The sequence below is a fragment of the Rhodococcus sp. G6(2025) genome, from assembly GCF_058628105.1.
Map to the genome: position 1 here is coordinate 1,971,508 of NZ_CP179750.1, position 16,197 is coordinate 1,987,704.

General features: G+C 68.0%; 14 protein-coding genes. 9 read left to right on the top strand and 5 right to left on the bottom strand.

The annotated features are described in order from the left end of the window. Positions 1-57 precede the first annotated feature (57 nt). Complete coding sequence (locus ACLIVD_RS08950) at positions 58-1,758, top strand: tyrosine-protein kinase domain-containing protein (protein ID WP_283351773.1); 1,701 nt, start codon at positions 58-60, stop codon at positions 1,756-1,758. Here ACLIVD_RS08950 and ACLIVD_RS08955 read toward each other — a convergent pair. After that, positions 1,723-2,241 (bottom strand): arsenate reductase/protein-tyrosine-phosphatase family protein, encoded by a 519-nt coding sequence (locus tag ACLIVD_RS08955; protein ID WP_491932313.1) that lies wholly within the window; start codon positions 2,239-2,241, stop codon positions 1,723-1,725. The two genes, ACLIVD_RS08950 and ACLIVD_RS08955, sit on opposite strands and share 36 nt — an antisense overlap. A gap of 105 nt (positions 2,242-2,346) precedes the next feature. Here ACLIVD_RS08955 and ACLIVD_RS08960 point away from each other — a divergent pair, with 105 nt between their 5' ends. The 4 genes from ACLIVD_RS08960 (at position 2,347) to ACLIVD_RS08975 (ending at position 6,570) form a co-directional block, all read left to right on the top strand. Next, positions 2,347-3,669, top strand: coding sequence for a UDP-glucose dehydrogenase family protein (locus ACLIVD_RS08960; protein ID WP_491932314.1), 1,323 nt, complete (start codon positions 2,347-2,349; stop codon positions 3,667-3,669). A 117-nt stretch (positions 3,670-3,786) separates the two neighbouring features. After that, positions 3,787-4,752: an esterase/lipase family protein gene (locus tag ACLIVD_RS08965; protein ID WP_283333472.1), complete on the top strand. Its 966-nt coding sequence runs from the start codon at positions 3,787-3,789 to the stop codon at positions 4,750-4,752. A gap of 115 nt (positions 4,753-4,867) precedes the next feature. Beyond that, entirely contained in the window at positions 4,868-6,286 is a 1,419-nt protein-coding gene (locus ACLIVD_RS08970; protein ID WP_491932316.1) for a DUF7159 family protein, read from the top strand. Positions 6,287-6,336: 50 nt separating this feature from the next. Next, positions 6,337-6,570, top strand: coding sequence for a hypothetical protein (locus tag ACLIVD_RS08975; RefSeq protein WP_491932317.1), 234 nt, complete (start codon positions 6,337-6,339; stop codon positions 6,568-6,570). Positions 6,571-6,581: 11 nt separating this feature from the next. Here ACLIVD_RS08975 and ACLIVD_RS08980 read toward each other — a convergent pair whose 3' ends face one another. Further along, entirely contained in the window at positions 6,582-7,883 is a 1,302-nt protein-coding gene (locus ACLIVD_RS08980) for a YibE/F family protein (protein ID WP_491932318.1), read from the bottom strand. Positions 7,884-8,386: 503 nt separating this feature from the next. Here ACLIVD_RS08980 and ACLIVD_RS08985 point away from each other — a divergent pair. Further along, positions 8,387-8,905, top strand: a complete 519-nt coding sequence (locus ACLIVD_RS08985; RefSeq protein ID WP_491932319.1) for a hypothetical protein — start codon at positions 8,387-8,389, stop codon at positions 8,903-8,905. Positions 8,906-8,909: 4 nt separating this feature from the next. Then, entirely contained in the window at positions 8,910-10,091 is a 1,182-nt protein-coding gene (locus ACLIVD_RS08990) for an MAB_1171c family putative transporter (RefSeq protein WP_491932320.1), read from the top strand. On the opposite strand, the gene ACLIVD_RS08995 is transcribed toward ACLIVD_RS08990, so the two are convergent. Genes ACLIVD_RS08995 through ACLIVD_RS09005 form a run of 3 tightly spaced genes read right to left on the bottom strand, consistent with a single transcriptional unit; the run spans position 10,082 to position 12,554 of the window. Then, positions 10,082-10,519: a hypothetical protein gene (locus ACLIVD_RS08995; RefSeq protein ID WP_491932321.1), complete on the bottom strand. Its 438-nt coding sequence runs from the start codon at positions 10,517-10,519 to the stop codon at positions 10,082-10,084. The two genes, ACLIVD_RS08990 and ACLIVD_RS08995, sit on opposite strands and share 10 nt — an antisense overlap. Continuing rightward, positions 10,516-11,235, bottom strand: coding sequence for a helix-turn-helix domain-containing protein (locus ACLIVD_RS09000; RefSeq protein WP_280780826.1), 720 nt, complete (start codon positions 11,233-11,235; stop codon positions 10,516-10,518). Before ACLIVD_RS09000 ends, ACLIVD_RS08995 begins: the two co-directional genes overlap by 4 nt. A 56-nt stretch (positions 11,236-11,291) precedes the next feature. Then, a complete protein-coding gene (locus ACLIVD_RS09005; protein WP_005238257.1) occupies positions 11,292-12,554 on the bottom strand; it encodes a pyridoxal phosphate-dependent aminotransferase in 1,263 nt (420 codons plus the stop codon). A gap of 150 nt (positions 12,555-12,704) precedes the next feature. Between ACLIVD_RS09005 and ACLIVD_RS09010 the strand changes: the two genes are divergently transcribed. Together ACLIVD_RS09010 and ACLIVD_RS09015 are read left to right on the top strand one after the other, a co-directional pair. After that, entirely contained in the window at positions 12,705-14,105 is a 1,401-nt protein-coding gene (locus ACLIVD_RS09010) for a carotenoid oxygenase family protein (protein WP_491932322.1), read from the top strand. A gap of 24 nt (positions 14,106-14,129) precedes the next feature. Beyond that, positions 14,130-16,079, top strand: coding sequence for a S9 family peptidase (locus ACLIVD_RS09015; RefSeq protein ID WP_491932323.1), 1,950 nt, complete (start codon positions 14,130-14,132; stop codon positions 16,077-16,079). Positions 16,080-16,197: the final 118 nt, after the last annotated feature.

Here is a 16,197-nt window from a genome sequence, read left to right on the forward strand (position 1 = left end):
TGTGAATGACAGCTCGATCGCGCCGCTGAGCGTGACGCAATTGGAAGAGACTCGATAATGGAAATTCAGGACTACCTGCGAATTCTGCAGTCACGGTGGAAAATCATCGCGATCACCACCGTGGTGGCGATCCTCGGTGCGCTCGGGGCGTCGTTGCTGACGACTCCCATCTACGAAGCGTCGACGCGGTTGTTCGTCTCGACGTCGGCAGGATCGTCGGTGAACGAGGTGTACCAGGGCAACCTGTTCTCGCAGCAGCGAGTGACGTCCTACACCAAACTGCTCACCGGTGAGACTCTCGCGCAGCGGACCATCGACAAGCTCGATCTCGGCGGCACGGCCTCGGCGCTCGCCGCACAGGTGAAGGCCAGCTCGGCACCCGACACGGTGCTGATTGACGTCAAGGTGCAGGATCCGTCGCCGGAACGTGCCCGCGACATCGCCAACGCCCTGTCCGACGAGTTCGTCGTCATGGCCAGGGAGCTCGAGACCCCGGAGAAGGGCGGCGCCCCCGCGGCGCGCGTCGTCGTCGAACAGCAGGCGCAGACCCCGTCGACTCCCGTGTCACCCAAGACGCTCCGCAACCTCGCGCTGGGTGCGGCTGTCGGACTCCTGCTCGGTATCGCGTTCGCCGTCTTGCGTGATCGCCTCGACAACACGGTCAAGGATCGGCGCACCGTCGAGGAGCTGGCCGGTTCCGCACTGATCGGCACCATCCCGTTCGACAAGGAGCGGCAGACGCAGCAGGCCATCAACTTCGCCGAAGGCAACTCGTCGAGCGCCGAGTCCTACCGCGAGCTGCGGACCAACCTGCAATTCCTCGAGGTCGACAACCCGCCGCGGGTCATCGTCGTCACCAGTTCGCTGCCCACCGAGGGCAAAACCACCACCGCCATCAACATCGCCCTCGTGCTGGCGGAGGGCGGCCAGAACGTGTGCCTGGTCGAGGGTGACCTCCGCAAGCCGCGGGTGTCGAAGTACCTCGGTGTCGTCGGTTCCGTCGGTCTCAGCAGCGTCCTCGCCGGCAAGGCCGACCTCGACGCCGTGCTCCAGCCGACGCAGTACTCGGGTCTCACGGTGCTGGCATCCGGACCGATCCCGCCGAACCCGAGTGAGCTCCTCGGAACGGAGACCGCCCGCCAGGTGCTGGCCGATCTGCGGGGGCGTTTCGACTACGTGATCGTCGACGCGTCACCGCTGCTGCCGGTCACTGACGCGACCGTGCTGACCGCGATGTCGGACGGCGCGCTGGTCATCGCGCGGCACGCCGAGACCAAGCGGGATCAGCTGTCGCGGGCCGTGGGCAACCTGCACAGTGTGGGGGCAACCATCCTCGGAACGATCATCACGATGACGCCGAGCCGCGGACGGGGCGTCTACGAGTACAAGTACTACTACGAGACCGACAAGTCTCTGCCGCAGATGCAGCAGGCCGCCGTCGTGCAGCCTGCCGTGCAGCAGCAGCCCCCTCAGCATCAGGCACCTCAGCAGCCGCAGCCGGCCTCGTACGTTCGCGACGAGTACCCGTCGCAGCAGTACGGTCCGAACGGGGGAGATCCGCAGGAAGTGCCCGCCTATCAGGGCGCCCCGGCCTACCAGGGCGACCAGGGTCAGCAGTGGTACGGCGGTCCCGACCACTACGGCAACGAGCAGCAGGCGGGCGCACCGGTGCCTCCCACACCGCGACGCACCCGCCGCTACCGCGACGACCAGGAATCCTGGTCAGAGACGGACGCTCCGCGCGACCACACCCAGTAGATCGGCGATCTCGGATCCGATGGTGAGGAAGGTGTCCTCGTCCTGCCCCATCGGGTCCGGAACGTCCTCCGGGGTCTCGTCGGCCTTGTGTTTGGGACGTGCCGCAGCCAGGTCGGCCACCGACTTCGCATCCGCCGCCTCCGTGAGCCGAGCCGCCTCCCGGAGGGTGAACGTCTTCTTCAGCTGCTCCGGGGCCAGCGCCAGCACCTTCTCGCGCTGACGCTCGGTCATCGTCAACACCAGATCCGCGTCCGCCGCCAGATCGGCGGTGAGCATCCGCGCGGTGAAATCGCTCGGATTACCGCCGAGACCCTCGAGGACTTGCGCGGCCGTCGGTTCCATCGGGCGTCCGACCGCGGCGCGGGTACCTGCGCTTTCGGCAGTCAGATCGGTGATCCCGAGCTCCTCGGCGTATGCCACTGCGAGGCGCTCAGCCGTTGGGGAGCGACAGACGTTTCCGGTGCAGACGAAGAGAACATGCATGGGCGAAGCATAGGGTCTCGCCTCGCACCGTTCGTACACGCACTGTTGGCTTCGAACATCAGTCGGGTAAATATCGCGCTCACCTGCGCTGGTTATCAAGGGTGCATGCGCTGCACCGTGTTTGGAACCGGATACCTGGGAGCCACCCACGCCGCCTGTATGGCGGAATTGGGCCATGAGGTCCTGGGCGTCGACATCGATCCCGGAAAAGTGGCGAAACTCTCGTCCGGGGAGGTCCCGTTCTACGAGCCCGGGCTGGGGGAGGTTCTGCGCCGGAACATCGACGCAGGCCGACTGCACTTCACCACGTCGTACAGCGAGGCCGCCGAGTTCGCGGACCTCCACTTTCTCGGTGTCGGTACCCCGCAGAAGAAGGGGGAGTACGCCGCGGACCTGCGGCACGTGCACTCGGTGATCGACACCCTCGCCCCGCTGCTCGATCGTCCCGCCGTCATCGTCGGCAAGTCGACCGTTCCCGTCGGGACGGCGGCGGACCTGGGTGCGCGGGCCCGGGCGCTTGCACCGGCGGGTGACGCCGTGGAGGTGGCGTGGAATCCGGAATTCCTGCGGGAGGGCTTCGCCGTCGAGGACACCCTGCACCCCGACCGGATGGTGCTGGGTGTGGACCGGCAGCGCCCCGGACGCGCCGAGGCCGAGTTGCGCGAACTGTATGCCCGCCTGCTCGGTGAGGACATTCCGTTCCTGGTCACCGACCTCGCCACCGCGGAACTGGTGAAAGTCTCGGCCAACGCGTTCCTCGCCACCAAGATCTCGTTCATCAACGCCATCTCCGAGGTGTGCGAGGCCACCGGGGCCGATGTCACCCAGCTTGCCGACGCCCTGGGATACGACGCGCGGATCGGCCGGCGATTCCTCAACGCCGGTCTCGGCTTCGGCGGCGGCTGCCTGCCCAAGGACATCCGCGCGTTCATGGCGCGGGCGGGTGAGCTGGGCGCGAACCAGGCCCTGCACTTCCTCCGGGAGGTCGACAGCATCAACATGCGGCGCCGCACCCGGATGGTGGAGTTAGCGGCGCAGGTGTGCGGAGGTTCGCTGCTCGGCGCCAACGTCGCCGTGCTCGGCGCGGCCTTCAAACCCGAATCCGACGACGTCCGCGACTCGCCGGCACTCAACGTCGCGGGAATGATGCAGTTGCACGGGGCGGTGGTCAGCGTCTACGACCCGAAAGCCCTGGACAACTCACGCAGACTGTTCCCGACGCTGAACTATGCGACGTCGGCGGTCGAGGCATGTGACAAGGCCGACGCGGTGCTGCTGCTCACCGAGTGGGCGGAGTTCGCGGCCCTGAAACCGGAGGATCTGAACGACGTGGTCCGGGCCCGGGTGATGGTCGACGGCCGCAACTGTCTCGACGCCGCGGACTGGCGCACCGCAGGGTGGGTCTATCGAGGTCTCGGGAGGGGATAGCGCGCTCGGATAACGGTTTGTGACCTTGCGGCGACCTGCGATAACGGGTTGACGATCTCCGCGCCCGGGAACATCGTGGGCGGTAGCGTCAGCCTCAATCGCAACGGAGGGCTGGCGATGTCGAAGGCACGTCACGGATCCCGACTCGCATTCCTCGCTGCCGTTGTCAGTATCTGTGCGCTCGGGGTCGCCCCGGCTCAGGCGGCGGAAGTACCGACCCTGCCGGGGCCGGCGCAATCCGACGCCGGCGCGGCCATCTCGTACGCGAAGCACCATCCGCATTCGGCGCCGCCGGGAACCAACGATTTCTCGTGCCGCCCCGGTCCCGCGCACCCGCACCCGGTGATCCTCGTACACGGGAGCGACGGCAGTGCCTATTCCAACTGGGCCGGGTTGAGTCCGAAATTGAAGTCCGCCGGCTACTGCGTGTTCGCCCTGAACTACGGACGGAAACCGGGCACCGAACACTTCGGGATGCAGACGATGACCGAGGGGGCGGCCGAACTCGAGGTGTTCGTCGACGATGTCCTGGCCGTAACCGGTGCGGAAAAGGTCGACCTGGTCGGGCACTCGCAGGGCGCGACGGTGGCCCGGTACTACATCAACAGGCTCGGCGGGTCCTCGAAGGTGAACCGCTGGGTCGGTCTCGCGTCACCGTCCTACGGTGGAACGTTCTTCGGGATCGCGACGGCACTGCAGACGCTGCCCGGTGGCAACGAGTTGATAGTGGGGATCGGTTCGGAGGCCCTCGCCGAGCAGGTGCAGGGATCGCCGTTCCTCACCGCGCTCAACGCCGGCGGCGACACCGTCCCCGGCGTCGAATACACCACGATCGGGACGCGGTACGACGAGGTGATCCAGCCGTACACCAACGTCGCGCTGCACGATCCCGGTGCAACCAACATCCTCGTCCAGGACCTGTGCCCGCTCGATCAGACCGGACATTTCAACCTGCCCTACGACCCGTTCTCGCAGCAACTGGTCCTCAACACGCTCGATCCTGCACACGCGATCGTGCCGCCCTGCACGTTCGTGCCGCTGGGCACCGGTATCGCGGGAGTGATCATCGCGAGCAACTTCTGAGTTGCCTCTCGCCGAACGGTTGCTCGGTTGCTCCGTCGGACCGCTTCGCTAGACTGCGGGCCATGGAGTGGGGGGATTCCGGATCGAACCCGTGCACAGTCGAGTTAGGCGGCCCATGAGTTCGGTTCTAGGTGTGTCGGTCGGTGCGAGCGCGGTGCGCTTGGCACGACCCGACTCCGTGAACCGTGACGACGCCGGGAGCCGGCTCGTCCCCGATTTCCGGGCCCAGGTCGTCGCCGCAGGGCGGGACCTGCCGGAGGAACTCGCCGCCGAATCGATCGGCGTCGTCCTCGCCGGGGCACCCGATGCCGGGCAGGTCCGCGCCACCGGGGTCGCCTACCGCGACGAAGCGCAGGCAGGCGCCGTCCAGGCGGCGATGGCCCGGCAGCAACTCGTCAACTACCAACTCGTCACCGAAGCCTCGGCGGCGCTGAAGTTCCTCGACGTCTCCGGCGCCCTCGGCGACCATGCGACGCTCGTGTTCTACGACCTGGGCAGCTCCGGGCTCACCGTGAGTGTCGTCGACCGGGCGACGGGTGAGGTGGTGGAGACGGTCCGCACCGACACGGTGAGCGGAGACGTCTTCGACCGGCTGATCCGCGACAACCAGTTGGAGAACAAGCGGATCGAGGAGCCCGGCGACGCGGCCGCCGGGCTCGCGCTCGACCTCCGCTGTCGTGAGGCGAAGGAGCGGCTGTCCACCGGCGGCGCCGTCGCGGTGCCTGGTGACGGCGGGCTGCTGTTGCTGTCCCGCGACGTCTTCGACGCGCTGATCGGTGTCACCGTCGAATCCTCGGCGCGCCTCGCCCGCGACGTCGTCACGAGGTCGGGACGAACCGCCGACGCCGTGGTGCTCATCGGCGGCGGTGCCCGCATTCCGCTCGTCCGGTCGGTGCTGCAGTCGTGGCTCGGGTTGCCGGTCGTGGTTCCCGATCACCCCGAACTCGTTGCGGCACAGGGTGCTGCGCTGCTCGCCCAGCAGGTGGTGCAGCCACCCGCCGAGGTCGCCAGGGTCCTCCCGCCGCCATACACGCTGCAGTCCGCACCGGACGCAGTCGTATCCACCTTCCAGGCTCCGAGCGCGACCGTCGCACGCACCGGTGCGCCGTCGAGTACTCCGTCCTGGCTGAGCGCCGCCGCGCCGCCGCCGAGTCAGCAGGTGGCCAGGCCCCAGATCCGGGGGGCCGCGCTGGCGGGCAGCGCACTCGCCGTGGTGGCGGTGATCGGTCTCGGGCTCGGGTACGGCAAGAACCTGCTGGCCCGCACCGAGGGCTCGTCTCAGCCGGTGACCACGCAACTCACCCCCGAATCGCCGGTCATGACCCAGGTGGCCACGCCGTCGCCGACGACGCCCCCGACGCCTCCGACGTCCGAGGCCGTCGAAGCGCCGATCCAGACGGCGTCGCAGATCCGGATTCCCGAGCCGGCGCCCGCACCGCCGCCCCCACCGCCTGTGCCGTTGTTCCCCGGTCTGCCGCAGATCCAGTTGCCGCCGCTCCAACTACCCGAACTTCCCAGGTTCCCCGGAACGTAGTCGCCGCCGTTCTCCGGGCCTACGATGGGAATGGTTCCGGCGTAGAGAGGATGTGTGCAGTGACTGCAAATCCGGCGGAGTTCCACAGCACTCCCAACGTTCCCAGGTCCCCGGCGGCCTCGCCGGCAGACACGCGCCGGCTCGTCGCGTATTCCAAGCCGATCCTGAAGATGTTCCCGCCCACCAGTGAGCACGCGGCCAAAGTGACGATGCTGACCGTCTACGCGCTGATGATCATCGCCATCATCTTCATCGTCCTCCGGGAGTTCGGCGTCTTCAGCTAGCGGACGCCGCGCTACTTGGAATGGCGGCCACCGCGTGACGGCTTGATCGCGGGCACCCTGTCGGAGGGACCCGCGCCGATCGGACGTGCCAACATCACCGCGATCGCGGTGGTCAGCGGAACCGACAGTGCCAGGGCGATGCCACCGACCGCCGAACGCACGATCTCGATGGCCACGGCATCACTGAGCAGCACGTCCTGGATCGACCGCCCCGCCACACTGAACAGCAACAGCAACGGCAACGCCCCGCCGGCATACGCGAGGACGAGGGTGTAGACGGTGCTGGCGATGTGATCGCGACCCACGCGCATCGCCGAACCGAAGATCTGCCGCCGGGACGCGTCGCGGTCCAGCGACGCCAGTTCGAACGCCGACGCCGCCTGCGTGATGGTGACGTCGTTGAGCACACCCAGCGAGCCGATGATGAAGCCGGCCAGCAGGAGTCCGGTGATGCTGACGTGCTGTATGTACGTCTGGACGTTGGTGTTCTGCTCCTCGGAAAGCCCAGTGAGACGGGTCATCTCGATGGTGGCGTAGGAGAGGATCGCCGCCACCAGCATCGACGCGAGAGTGCCCAGCAACGCCGAACTCGTTCGCAGGGAGACACCGTGCGCGAGATACAGCACGGCATACAGGATCACGGCGCCGGAGACGAGGGCCACCGGGATCGCGGGTTGTCCGTCCAACAGGGCCGGGAGCGTGAACAGGACGAGCACGCCGAACGAGACGACGATGCCGACGAGTGCCCGGAATCCGCGCCACCGCGCGACCGCGATCACGACGACGGCGAACGCGAGGGCAATGAGGGTCACGGGCAGGCCGCGGGCATAGTCCTCGAACGAATACTCCGTGGTGCCGTTCACATCCGTCTGACGGGACAGCCGGATTTTCTCGCCCACCCGGAGGTCGGGCTGCCCGGGGCCGGGAATGATTTCGAGGAGCGTCTGGGTGCCGGTATTGGGACCGGACTCGATGTCGACGATGCTGCGCTGGCATTCGTACGCGCCCGCGGGCGGCGGCAGCGGGGTGCCGGTGAAGACGCGTCCGGCCGACGGACTTCCGCAGTCGCCGATGTTCTGCATCGTGACCGTGCCCGACTCCGTGACGACCGCGCCGCCCTGGGCGCTTTGGAAGGGCTGTTCGACGTCGACGCCCGGCTTGCCGGGCCACAACGCGATGACGCCGATGAGCACCGCGACGCCGATGGCGACGAGGAGTCCGACGACCACCTTGGCGGCCACGGGCCCCATCGGGGCCGGTCCGTCGCTGTGGCCGTGGCCATGTCCGTGTCCGTGTCCGTGGAATTCGCTCATCGGCCGCATCGCGTCGGCTGCTGGGGGGATTGTCTCGGCACGCACGACAGGGTAGTCGGACGGTGACCGGAGACGCTGTGACGGAAGTGGCGTGCGATGCCAGTGTTGCCACGCTGTCCGGCTCGTATTGCTCTCGTGTCGCTTATATGTCGCCGGTGTGATTAGATATCGAAGCATGGCACGCAGCAGCTAATCTGCAGCGAACGCCGAACTCCACGCAGGGTGGTCCGGAACTCCGAACGAGGGGTGTGTTCCGCGGACGCAGAGCCGCTGCGTGGAGAGATTTGCCGAGCTGGGTGGCGGGGTACAGGGGGGGTTGACCCCGCCACCAACCTGGCGCCCACAGGGGGGGGAGGGGCGACAGGTGCTCGAGGCACTCGAGGTGCCGGTTGCCAATCTACCGACACGGTAGGGGTATTCGTCAACCGGGCAGGTGAAATCGCCCACATGTCGTGACCTCGTGCCCCGACGGCCTAGGATTATGGCCGTTCGGAGGTGTTCCAGTGCGAATCTCGCGGCAGTCGCGATCCAGCAACCATCTTCGCCGGATCGTGGCGGAGATGGGTATTCCCGTGCCCTGGAACAGGGATCAGCTCGTCGCCGGCGTCGCAGCCCGTCGTGGGCGCCCGATTCACCTGGTCCCCGTCTTGCACGCCCTGGTCCAGGGCGGTCATTCCGGACTCTGGCTCGCACGGGCCGAGGACGACCTGATCCTGTACGCAGCGGGGACATCGGACGTGCACGCCACCCACATCATCTGCCACGAACTGGCGCACATGGAGCTCGGCCACGACCGCGACACGATCGGGGACACCTCCGTCGACTCGACGGTGTTGTCGGCGGCCGCGCCGACGGTCGACACCGCGCGCGTGGTCCACATGCTCGGCCGGTCCAACTATTCAAACGACCAAGAATACGAGGCGGAGCTTCTCGCCACCCTGATCATGGCGGGTCGTCGAGCAGGGACGAGCGACGACACCGTCGGTGACGCACGGGTGTCGCGGATGCTCGGAACGTTCTGACGCCGTGTACGAACCGCCCACCTATGTGAGCTGGCCGCTCCTCGCCGTCGTCTGGGGAACGACTCTCCTGCGCCTGGTTCTCGTCCGGTCGACGGTCGCCGAACGCCGGATGAACGCCGCCCTCGTCTTCGCGTCCCTCTCCCTGGTCCTGCAGCGATCACTGGCACAGACCTGGCTCGACCGCTGGTTCGGGTACGGGTTCGCGAACACCCTCAGCAACGTCTGCATCATCCTGACCGCGGCGTCGCTGATCAGCCTGTTCTCCGCGTGGGCGCTCGGCCCGGCGCGCCTTCCCCGCATCCACGTCGTCTCGCTGTCGATGTGTGCCGTCGCGGGAGCGATCCTCGTCGGCCTAAGCACACCGGCGCGATCGCGCGGCGTCGCCATCGCCGACGAGGGTGGCTGGCCCTTCGCGGCGTACTGCATCACCTACGCGGTTCCGATCCTGTCCGTCGCCCTGCTCAACCTCTGGATCTCGCTGAAGGCCGTGCGCACCGCGACACCCGGACGCGAGCGCCGGGTGTTTCTCGCGGTCATCGCCCTGTCGTTGTTCGAGGTGTTCGACATGGGGGTCGTCGTGACGACCGGCGTGGTCAACGCGGTCAGCGAAGACAACGCCCTGACCGAATCGCACAGCGACTCGGGGGCGTTCATCCGCCTGCTCGTCGTGTCGGCGGGCGCGCTCATCTCGGTCGGACCGGTGGCGCGGGTGCTCGGTCACCGGCGGCGGTCGCGGCAGGTGGCCCGGCGTCTGCAACCGATGTGGCGGACCCTGACCGCCGCTGTGCCCGAAGTGGTCCTGGAACTGCGACCGGCGGATCGCCGGGCACTGTCGGCCCGTAGCCGCCTGGACCGCATGAGCGTCGAGATTCGCGACGCGATCATGATCCTCGACCGGCACGTGGTGTTCGAACTCGGCGGGCATACCGGCGCCGCACCACCCGTGGTCACGGCGACGCGGCTGCACCTCGCGTGCCTGGCCCGCAGGGCCGGTCACCGGGCGCACGGCACGGGCGGGACGGCCCACCTGTTCACGACCGACGTCGGCGGCGAACCGTGGGAGTTGGCCCGGCTGGCCGATCACTGGCGGGACGCCGAGCACGTGGCGGCCGAACTGTGGGCGCGTCGCCTCCCTCAGTTCGGCGGCCCCGCCGACCCGTCGGCGCGCGTCCCCGCTCAGGTCTGACGGCGGTCCGGCGTCGCGACCGGCAGTCCGCGACTCCGCCGCAGATTCTCCAGAAGGGGAATCAGCGATTCCATCTCCGCGGTGGTCGGCTCCGCGGACGCATCGAGCGATCGCATCGACAGGTGCCGGACACCGGCCTCGCGGACCGCGATCTTGAAACGGACCAGCGTGTCGTAGTCGTGGTAGCCGTCGGCGGCGAGGTACTGCTCGGGGGCGTGGAAGTGCTGCGCGACCGCCCGCAACACGTCGGGCTCGGGCGCGTGGTGATCGTTGCTGCGCAGGGACTCGATCTCGGACGGCTCGACGGGCCGGCCGAGTATCCGCGACACACCTGCGGCGACGGTGTCTTCGCCCGGTTCGGGACCGTCGAGGTCGTGGGCCAGCGAGAAGAGGCGGTTGACCCGCACCGACAGTGGCACGCCGTTCATGCGTTCACCTCCGCGTCTCCGCTGCGTTCGGGATCCTCGGTAGCCACGAGTTTCACCGCGTCCTCCCATCGCCGCCAGAAGCGTTCCCGGGTGGCGGCGTCGAGGCCGTCTCCCCGGCCGTAGAGGAAGCGGCGATACCGTGCTTCCTCCAGTTCACGCGGGTCGGTGACCGTGGACGGTTCCTCCAGCAGGTGGCCGAATGCGAATTCGACCAGCGGCTGGCGCGGCCCGGCGGGTCCTCCGTTGACTTCCAGCAACCGCGTCACGTACGCGCCGGTGATCTTCGAGACAACCCGGCTCAGTTCCCCCGCTGCCTCGACCAGCCCCGGAACGTCGGGATGCGCCGCGCTCAGCTTGGTGATCTGGGTATGCGGCCCCAGGATCTCGATGATCGTGTCCAGATCCAGCGGAATCTCCGACGGCCCGAGCGTCAGCGGGCGCGCGGTCGGCGACCGGTCCTCCCCGTCGAGCGCCTCGAGCGGGGTCGGATGACCGCCGTCGAGGGTGCGAGCCGCGCTGCCCGGAGCCCAGCGGAGCGCGACGTCCAGTTTGCGGAGGGTCTCGATGCTCGGATCCGGGCCGGTCCCGTTCTCGGCACGCGTCTGAGCTGCGTCGGACGGGCCACCCGCGGCCGTGACCTCGTCCTGTGTGAGGTTCAGCAAACGCCGTCGCCGGTGGACGAATTGTCCGAAACGCGCGCGGGTGCTGGTGACCATGCTTTTCCCCCAGGAGACACGCAAGCGACGCGCGTGTCGCTTGCTGTGTCTCGATCCTACTGCTTGTAGCTGGTGAGGAAATTTCCGAACCGCTCGATGGCGACAGCGAGATCACGCGCCCACGGCAGCGTCACGATGCGGAGATGGTCGTGGTCCGGCCAGTTGAAGCCGGTGCCCTGCACCATCAGGATCTTCTCCTGCAGTAGAAGGTCCTGGACCAGTTTCTCGTCGTCGTAGATCTCGTACACGTTCGGGTCGAGGCGCGGGAATGCGTACAGCGCGCCCTTCGGCTTCACGCAGGAGACACCGGGAATCATGTTGAGGCGTTCCCAGGCCACATCGCGCTGCTCGAGCAGTCGCCCACCCGGCAGAATCAGGTCTTCGATGCTCTGGTGCCCACCGAGCGCCACCTGGATGGCGTGCTGACCGGGCACGTTCGGGCACAGACGCGTCGACGCGAGCAGGTCGAGTCCCTCGAGGAAACCCGCGGCGTGTTCCTTCGGGCCCGTGATGGCCACCCAACCGGACCGGTAGCCGGCGACGCGGTACGCCTTCGACAGGCCGTTGAACGTCAGGCACAGCAGGTCCGGGGCCAGCGTGGCGAGTGAGATGTGCTTGGCGTCGTCGTAGAGGATCTTGTCGTAGATTTCGTCCGCGAGAAGCAGCAGCTGATGCTTGCGCGCCAGGTCGACGAGCTGCTGCAGCACCTCCATCGAGTACACCGCACCCGTCGGATTGTTCGGGTTGATGACCAGCAACGCCTTGGTCTTGTCGGTGATCTTCGACTCGATGTCCGCGATGTCGGGGTTCCAGTCGTTGCCCTCGTCGCACAGGTAGTGCACGGGGGTGCCGCCGGCCAGGCTCGTCATGGCCGTCCACAGCGGGTAGTCCGGTGCCGGGATCAGCACCTCGTCGCCGTTGTCGAGGAGCGCCTGCATCGTCATCGTGATGAGCTCGGACACACCGTTACCCAGGTAGATGTCGTCGACGTCGAGTTCGGGGAATCCGGCGACCAGCTCGTAGCGGGTGACGATCGCGCGCCGTGCCGACAGGATGCCCTTGGACTCGGAGTACCCCTGCGCGTACGGGAGCGCGGCGATCATGTCGCGCATGATCACGTCCGGCGCGTCGAAACCGAACGGCGCGGGGTTGCCGATGTTGAGCTTGAGGATCCGGTGGCCCTCCGCCTCCAGCCGGGCGGCGTGGGCATGTACCGGTCCACGAATCTCGTAGAGCACGTTCTGAAGCTTGGTGGACTGCTCCAGCTTGCGGTGCGGCATGCGGTGATGGCCGTGGTCTGGGTTGCTCACGAGCGTCATTCTCCCACTCCCGGGCAACCCGATTTCTACTGGTGGGTATCAGACCGCCGTCGCGTCGTCGAAACACCCCGCCCGCGCAGGTGCCCGTCGTACCCTCGAGAGGGGGTCGGATCCGTCTCGCATTCACCGCGCCCGGAGGGAATGACGCACATGTCAGCACCGGTATCCCGTCGCCCCGGACCCGTCGACATCGCGCACCACAGCCATCTCGTCGGGGTGTTCGCGCCGCAACGGGAGGAGGTGGACGTCCGGGATCTCGAGGTGATCGGCGAACTACCCGCCGATCTTCACGGCGCCTATCTGCGCAACGGTCCCAACCCGCGGTTCGACCCGATCGGCACGTACGTCTACCCGCTCGACGGCGACGGCATGGTCCACCGAATCGAAGTCGCCGACGGTGCCGCCCGGTACACCAACCGCTTCGTCCGAACCCCGATGGTGCAGGCGGAGGAGAAGGCCGGGCACGTCATCTGGCCCGGCGTCACCGACGCCTACACCCCGTCGGAGGAGGAAGTGGGGCCCGAACTGGCGGGCACGTCACGCGAGTTGCCCGACATCAACATCGTCCGGCACGGCGGACGGCTGCTCGCGATGGCCGAGACCACGCTGCCGTTCCGCCTCGACCCCGCCGACCTGAGCACGCTGGGGCGGGAGAACTGTGACGGCGCCATGGGTGTGGGGAGCACCGCGCACCCCAAGATCGACCCGGTCACCGGACAGATGGTGCTGTTCAATTACATGCTGGACGCCCCGTACCTGACGTGGTCGGTGGTCAACCCCGACGGTTCGGTCGCGCGGACCCCGACGACGGTCGAGGGCGCGGACACCCCGCTGATGATCCATGACATGGCACTCACCGAGCGCTACATCGTTCTGATGCTGTGCCCGCTGGTCTTCGACATCGCCGCCGTGCTGACCGGCGGGTCCGTGCTCGACTGGCGGCCCGAGGACGGCACGAGGATCGCGCTGGTGCCCCGCGACGGCGGGCCGGTCCGGTGGACGACGCACGACGCCTACTGGGTGTGGCATTTCGCGAACGCCTTCGATCTGCCGGACGGCAGGGTGAGCGTCGACTACGTGGAGTGGACGTATCCCGGTGGGTTCGCGAAGGCTCCGGAACCGTCGCTCGGCTCGTTGGTCCGCGCCGTCGTCGACCCCGACAGCGGACGGGTGACGCGAGAGGTGGTGTGCGACCGCGACGTCGAGTTCCCGCGAGTCGACGACCGTGAGCTGACCCGAGGGCACCGCAGGGTGGCGACCGTCGGCAAACTCGACCGCAGCCAGGGACGGCAGGATTCGCTGTGGTTCTTCGACACGGCCCGCGGCACCGAGGCGCACTGGGATCCGGGGAGCGTGTCGGTGGGTGAGCCGATCTTCATGCCCGGCGCCGAGCACGAGTACTGGGGAATGATCGGGACCGACCGACGCGACATGTCGTCCTGGTTCTTCGTGCTGCCCGCCGACGACCCCGGGGCGGGGCCGATCGGGAAGGTGCGGCTGCCGATCCGGGTTCCGGCGGGCCTTCACGGCGCGTGGCTGCCTGCGGAGTAGGGGACGGCGGAATATCCTCGGCGGATGACCTCTGCGCCTTACGGTTCCTGGCCCTCTCCGATCGCGGCGGCGGATCTCGCCTCCAGCGGCCACCCCGTCGAGGGCGGCCGGTACGTGGGCGACGACGTGTGGTGGTCGGAACTGCGGCCCAGCGAAGGTGGGCGGGTCGCGGTGCGGCGCCTCGGTCTGGACGACGAACCGGAAGACGTTCTGCCCGCACCGTGGAACGCCCGCACCAGGGTTCACGAGTACGGCGGCGGCGCCTGGACCGTCACCGACGCCGGCCGCCTGGTGTTCGCCGAGTTCAGCGATCAGCGTCTGTACCTGCTGGAAGGCGGGACCCCGGTGCCGCTGACGCCGGAGCCGCCGCAGCCCTGCTCGCTGCGGTACGGCGACCTGTCGGTGGTCGACGGCGAGGTGTGGGCAGTCCGCGAGAGTCACGACACGGACGGCCGCGTCTCCCGCGACATCTGCGTGATTCCGCTGGACGGGTCGGCGGCGAACGATCCGCACCGGGTGCGGTCCGTCGTCGCCGGCTCGGACTTCCTGGCCAATCCGCGGCTGTCCCCGGATCGCAGGCACCTCGCCTGGATCGCGTGGGATCACCCGCAGATGCCGTGGGACGGCACCGAGCTCAGGGTCGTGGCGGTCGAGGGCGGCCGCGTGACCGGGAAGGTACGGACACTTCTCGGCGGTCCCGAGGAATCGGTGCTGCAACCGGAATGGGTCGGGCCCACCGACCTGTATACGATCAGCGACCGCAGCGGCTGGTGGAATCTCTACCGGGTCGGCATCGACGATCCCGACCCGGTCGCGTTGTGCCCGATGGACGCCGACTTCGGCGGCGCGCTGTGGATGCTCGGCGGCCGGTGGCACACCCGCCGCGACGACGGCACACTCCTGACCGTGCGGACATTCGGCACCGACACCCTTGCCATCCTCGATCCCGCCACGGGTTCGCTCGCCGACATCCCCCTGGACGGCCTCACCAGCGTCGGCCTCGGGGACCGCAACGGCAACCGGATCCTGCTGCTCACCGGCGGCGCCCAGACCCCGTCGGGCCTGCGCGAACTCGACCTCGACACCGGTGCACTCCGCACCGTCCGGCTGTCGGTCACCGAACTTCCCGAGGCGGCATATCTGCCCGAGGCCCGGCAGCTGACGTTCCAGGGCGACGAACGTGAAGTCCACGTGATCGCCTACCCGCCGCGTCACCCGCGGTACCGGGGCGAGGACGGGGAGTTGCCGCCGTATGTGGCGTTCGTGCACGGCGGACCGACGTCGCGGGTCGCGCCGTCGCTGAATCCGGTGTACGCGTTCTTCACCAGCCGCGGCATCGGCGTCGTCGACGTGAACTACGGCGGGTCCACGGGATACGGGCGCGAGTACCGCAACCGGTTGCGGGGACAGTGGGGGGTCGTCGACGTCGAGGACGTGGTCACGGCGGTGACCGGCCTCGCCGAGGCGGGCATGGCGGACCCCGGCCGGCTCGCGATCGAGGGCGGATCCGCCGGCGGGTGGACCGTGCTCGCGGCGCTGACCACGTCGGACGTGTTCGCGTGCGGTGCGTCCTACTTCGGGGTGGCCGAACTCGACGGGTTCGTGAAGGAGACACACGATTTCGAGTCCCGGTACATCGACGGCCTGATCGGCCCGCTGCCCGAGGCGGCCGACCTCTACGCCGAGCGTGCACCGCTGAACAACGTTGCCGGACTGAACTGCCCGGTTCTGCTCCTGCAGGGGCTCGACGATCCGATCGTGCCGCCGTCGCAGGCGGAACGGTTCCGGGATGCGCTCGTGGAGAAGGGCATCCCGCACGCCTACCTCGAGTACGAGGGGGAGTCGCACGGATTCCGGAAGCTGGCCACCCTGATCAGTTCCCGCAACGCCGAACTGTCCTTCTACGGCCAGGTACTGGGATTCGAGCCACCGGACATTCCGCGACTCGAACTCTGGCGGCCGCCCAACGGCTGACCGTCCACCCGGAATCCAAACGGTGTGATGCACAAAACAAACCATTTGTTGTGCTCTTCTCTGATCGCCGAGATTTAGAGACCGCGCGGTATCAACGGAGCGAGGTATCGCGTCGGCG

Coding starts and splice junctions, on each gene's coding strand:
- ACLIVD_RS08950 (WP_283351773.1), top strand. CDS start 58: ATGGAAATTCAGGACTACCTGCGAATTCTGCAGTCACGGTGGAAAATC.
- ACLIVD_RS08955 (WP_491932313.1), bottom strand. CDS start 2,241: ATGCATGTTCTCTTCGTCTGCACCGGAAACGTCTGTCGCTCCCCAACG.
- ACLIVD_RS08960 (WP_491932314.1), top strand. CDS start 2,347: ATGCGCTGCACCGTGTTTGGAACCGGATACCTGGGAGCCACCCACGCC.
- ACLIVD_RS08965 (WP_283333472.1), top strand. CDS start 3,787: ATGTCGAAGGCACGTCACGGATCCCGACTCGCATTCCTCGCTGCCGTT.
- ACLIVD_RS08970 (WP_491932316.1), top strand. CDS start 4,868: ATGAGTTCGGTTCTAGGTGTGTCGGTCGGTGCGAGCGCGGTGCGCTTG.
- ACLIVD_RS08975 (WP_491932317.1), top strand. CDS start 6,337: ATGTGTGCAGTGACTGCAAATCCGGCGGAGTTCCACAGCACTCCCAAC.
- ACLIVD_RS08980 (WP_491932318.1), bottom strand. CDS start 7,883: ATGAGCGAATTCCACGGACACGGACACGGACATGGCCACGGCCACAGC.
- ACLIVD_RS08995 (WP_491932321.1), bottom strand. CDS start 10,519: ATGAACGGCGTGCCACTGTCGGTGCGGGTCAACCGCCTCTTCTCGCTG.
- ACLIVD_RS09000 (WP_280780826.1), bottom strand. CDS start 11,235: ATGGTCACCAGCACCCGCGCGCGTTTCGGACAATTCGTCCACCGGCGA.
- ACLIVD_RS09005 (WP_005238257.1), bottom strand. CDS start 12,554: ATGACGCTCGTGAGCAACCCAGACCACGGCCATCACCGCATGCCGCAC.
- ACLIVD_RS09010 (WP_491932322.1), top strand. CDS start 12,705: ATGTCAGCACCGGTATCCCGTCGCCCCGGACCCGTCGACATCGCGCAC.
- ACLIVD_RS09015 (WP_491932323.1), top strand. CDS start 14,130: ATGACCTCTGCGCCTTACGGTTCCTGGCCCTCTCCGATCGCGGCGGCG.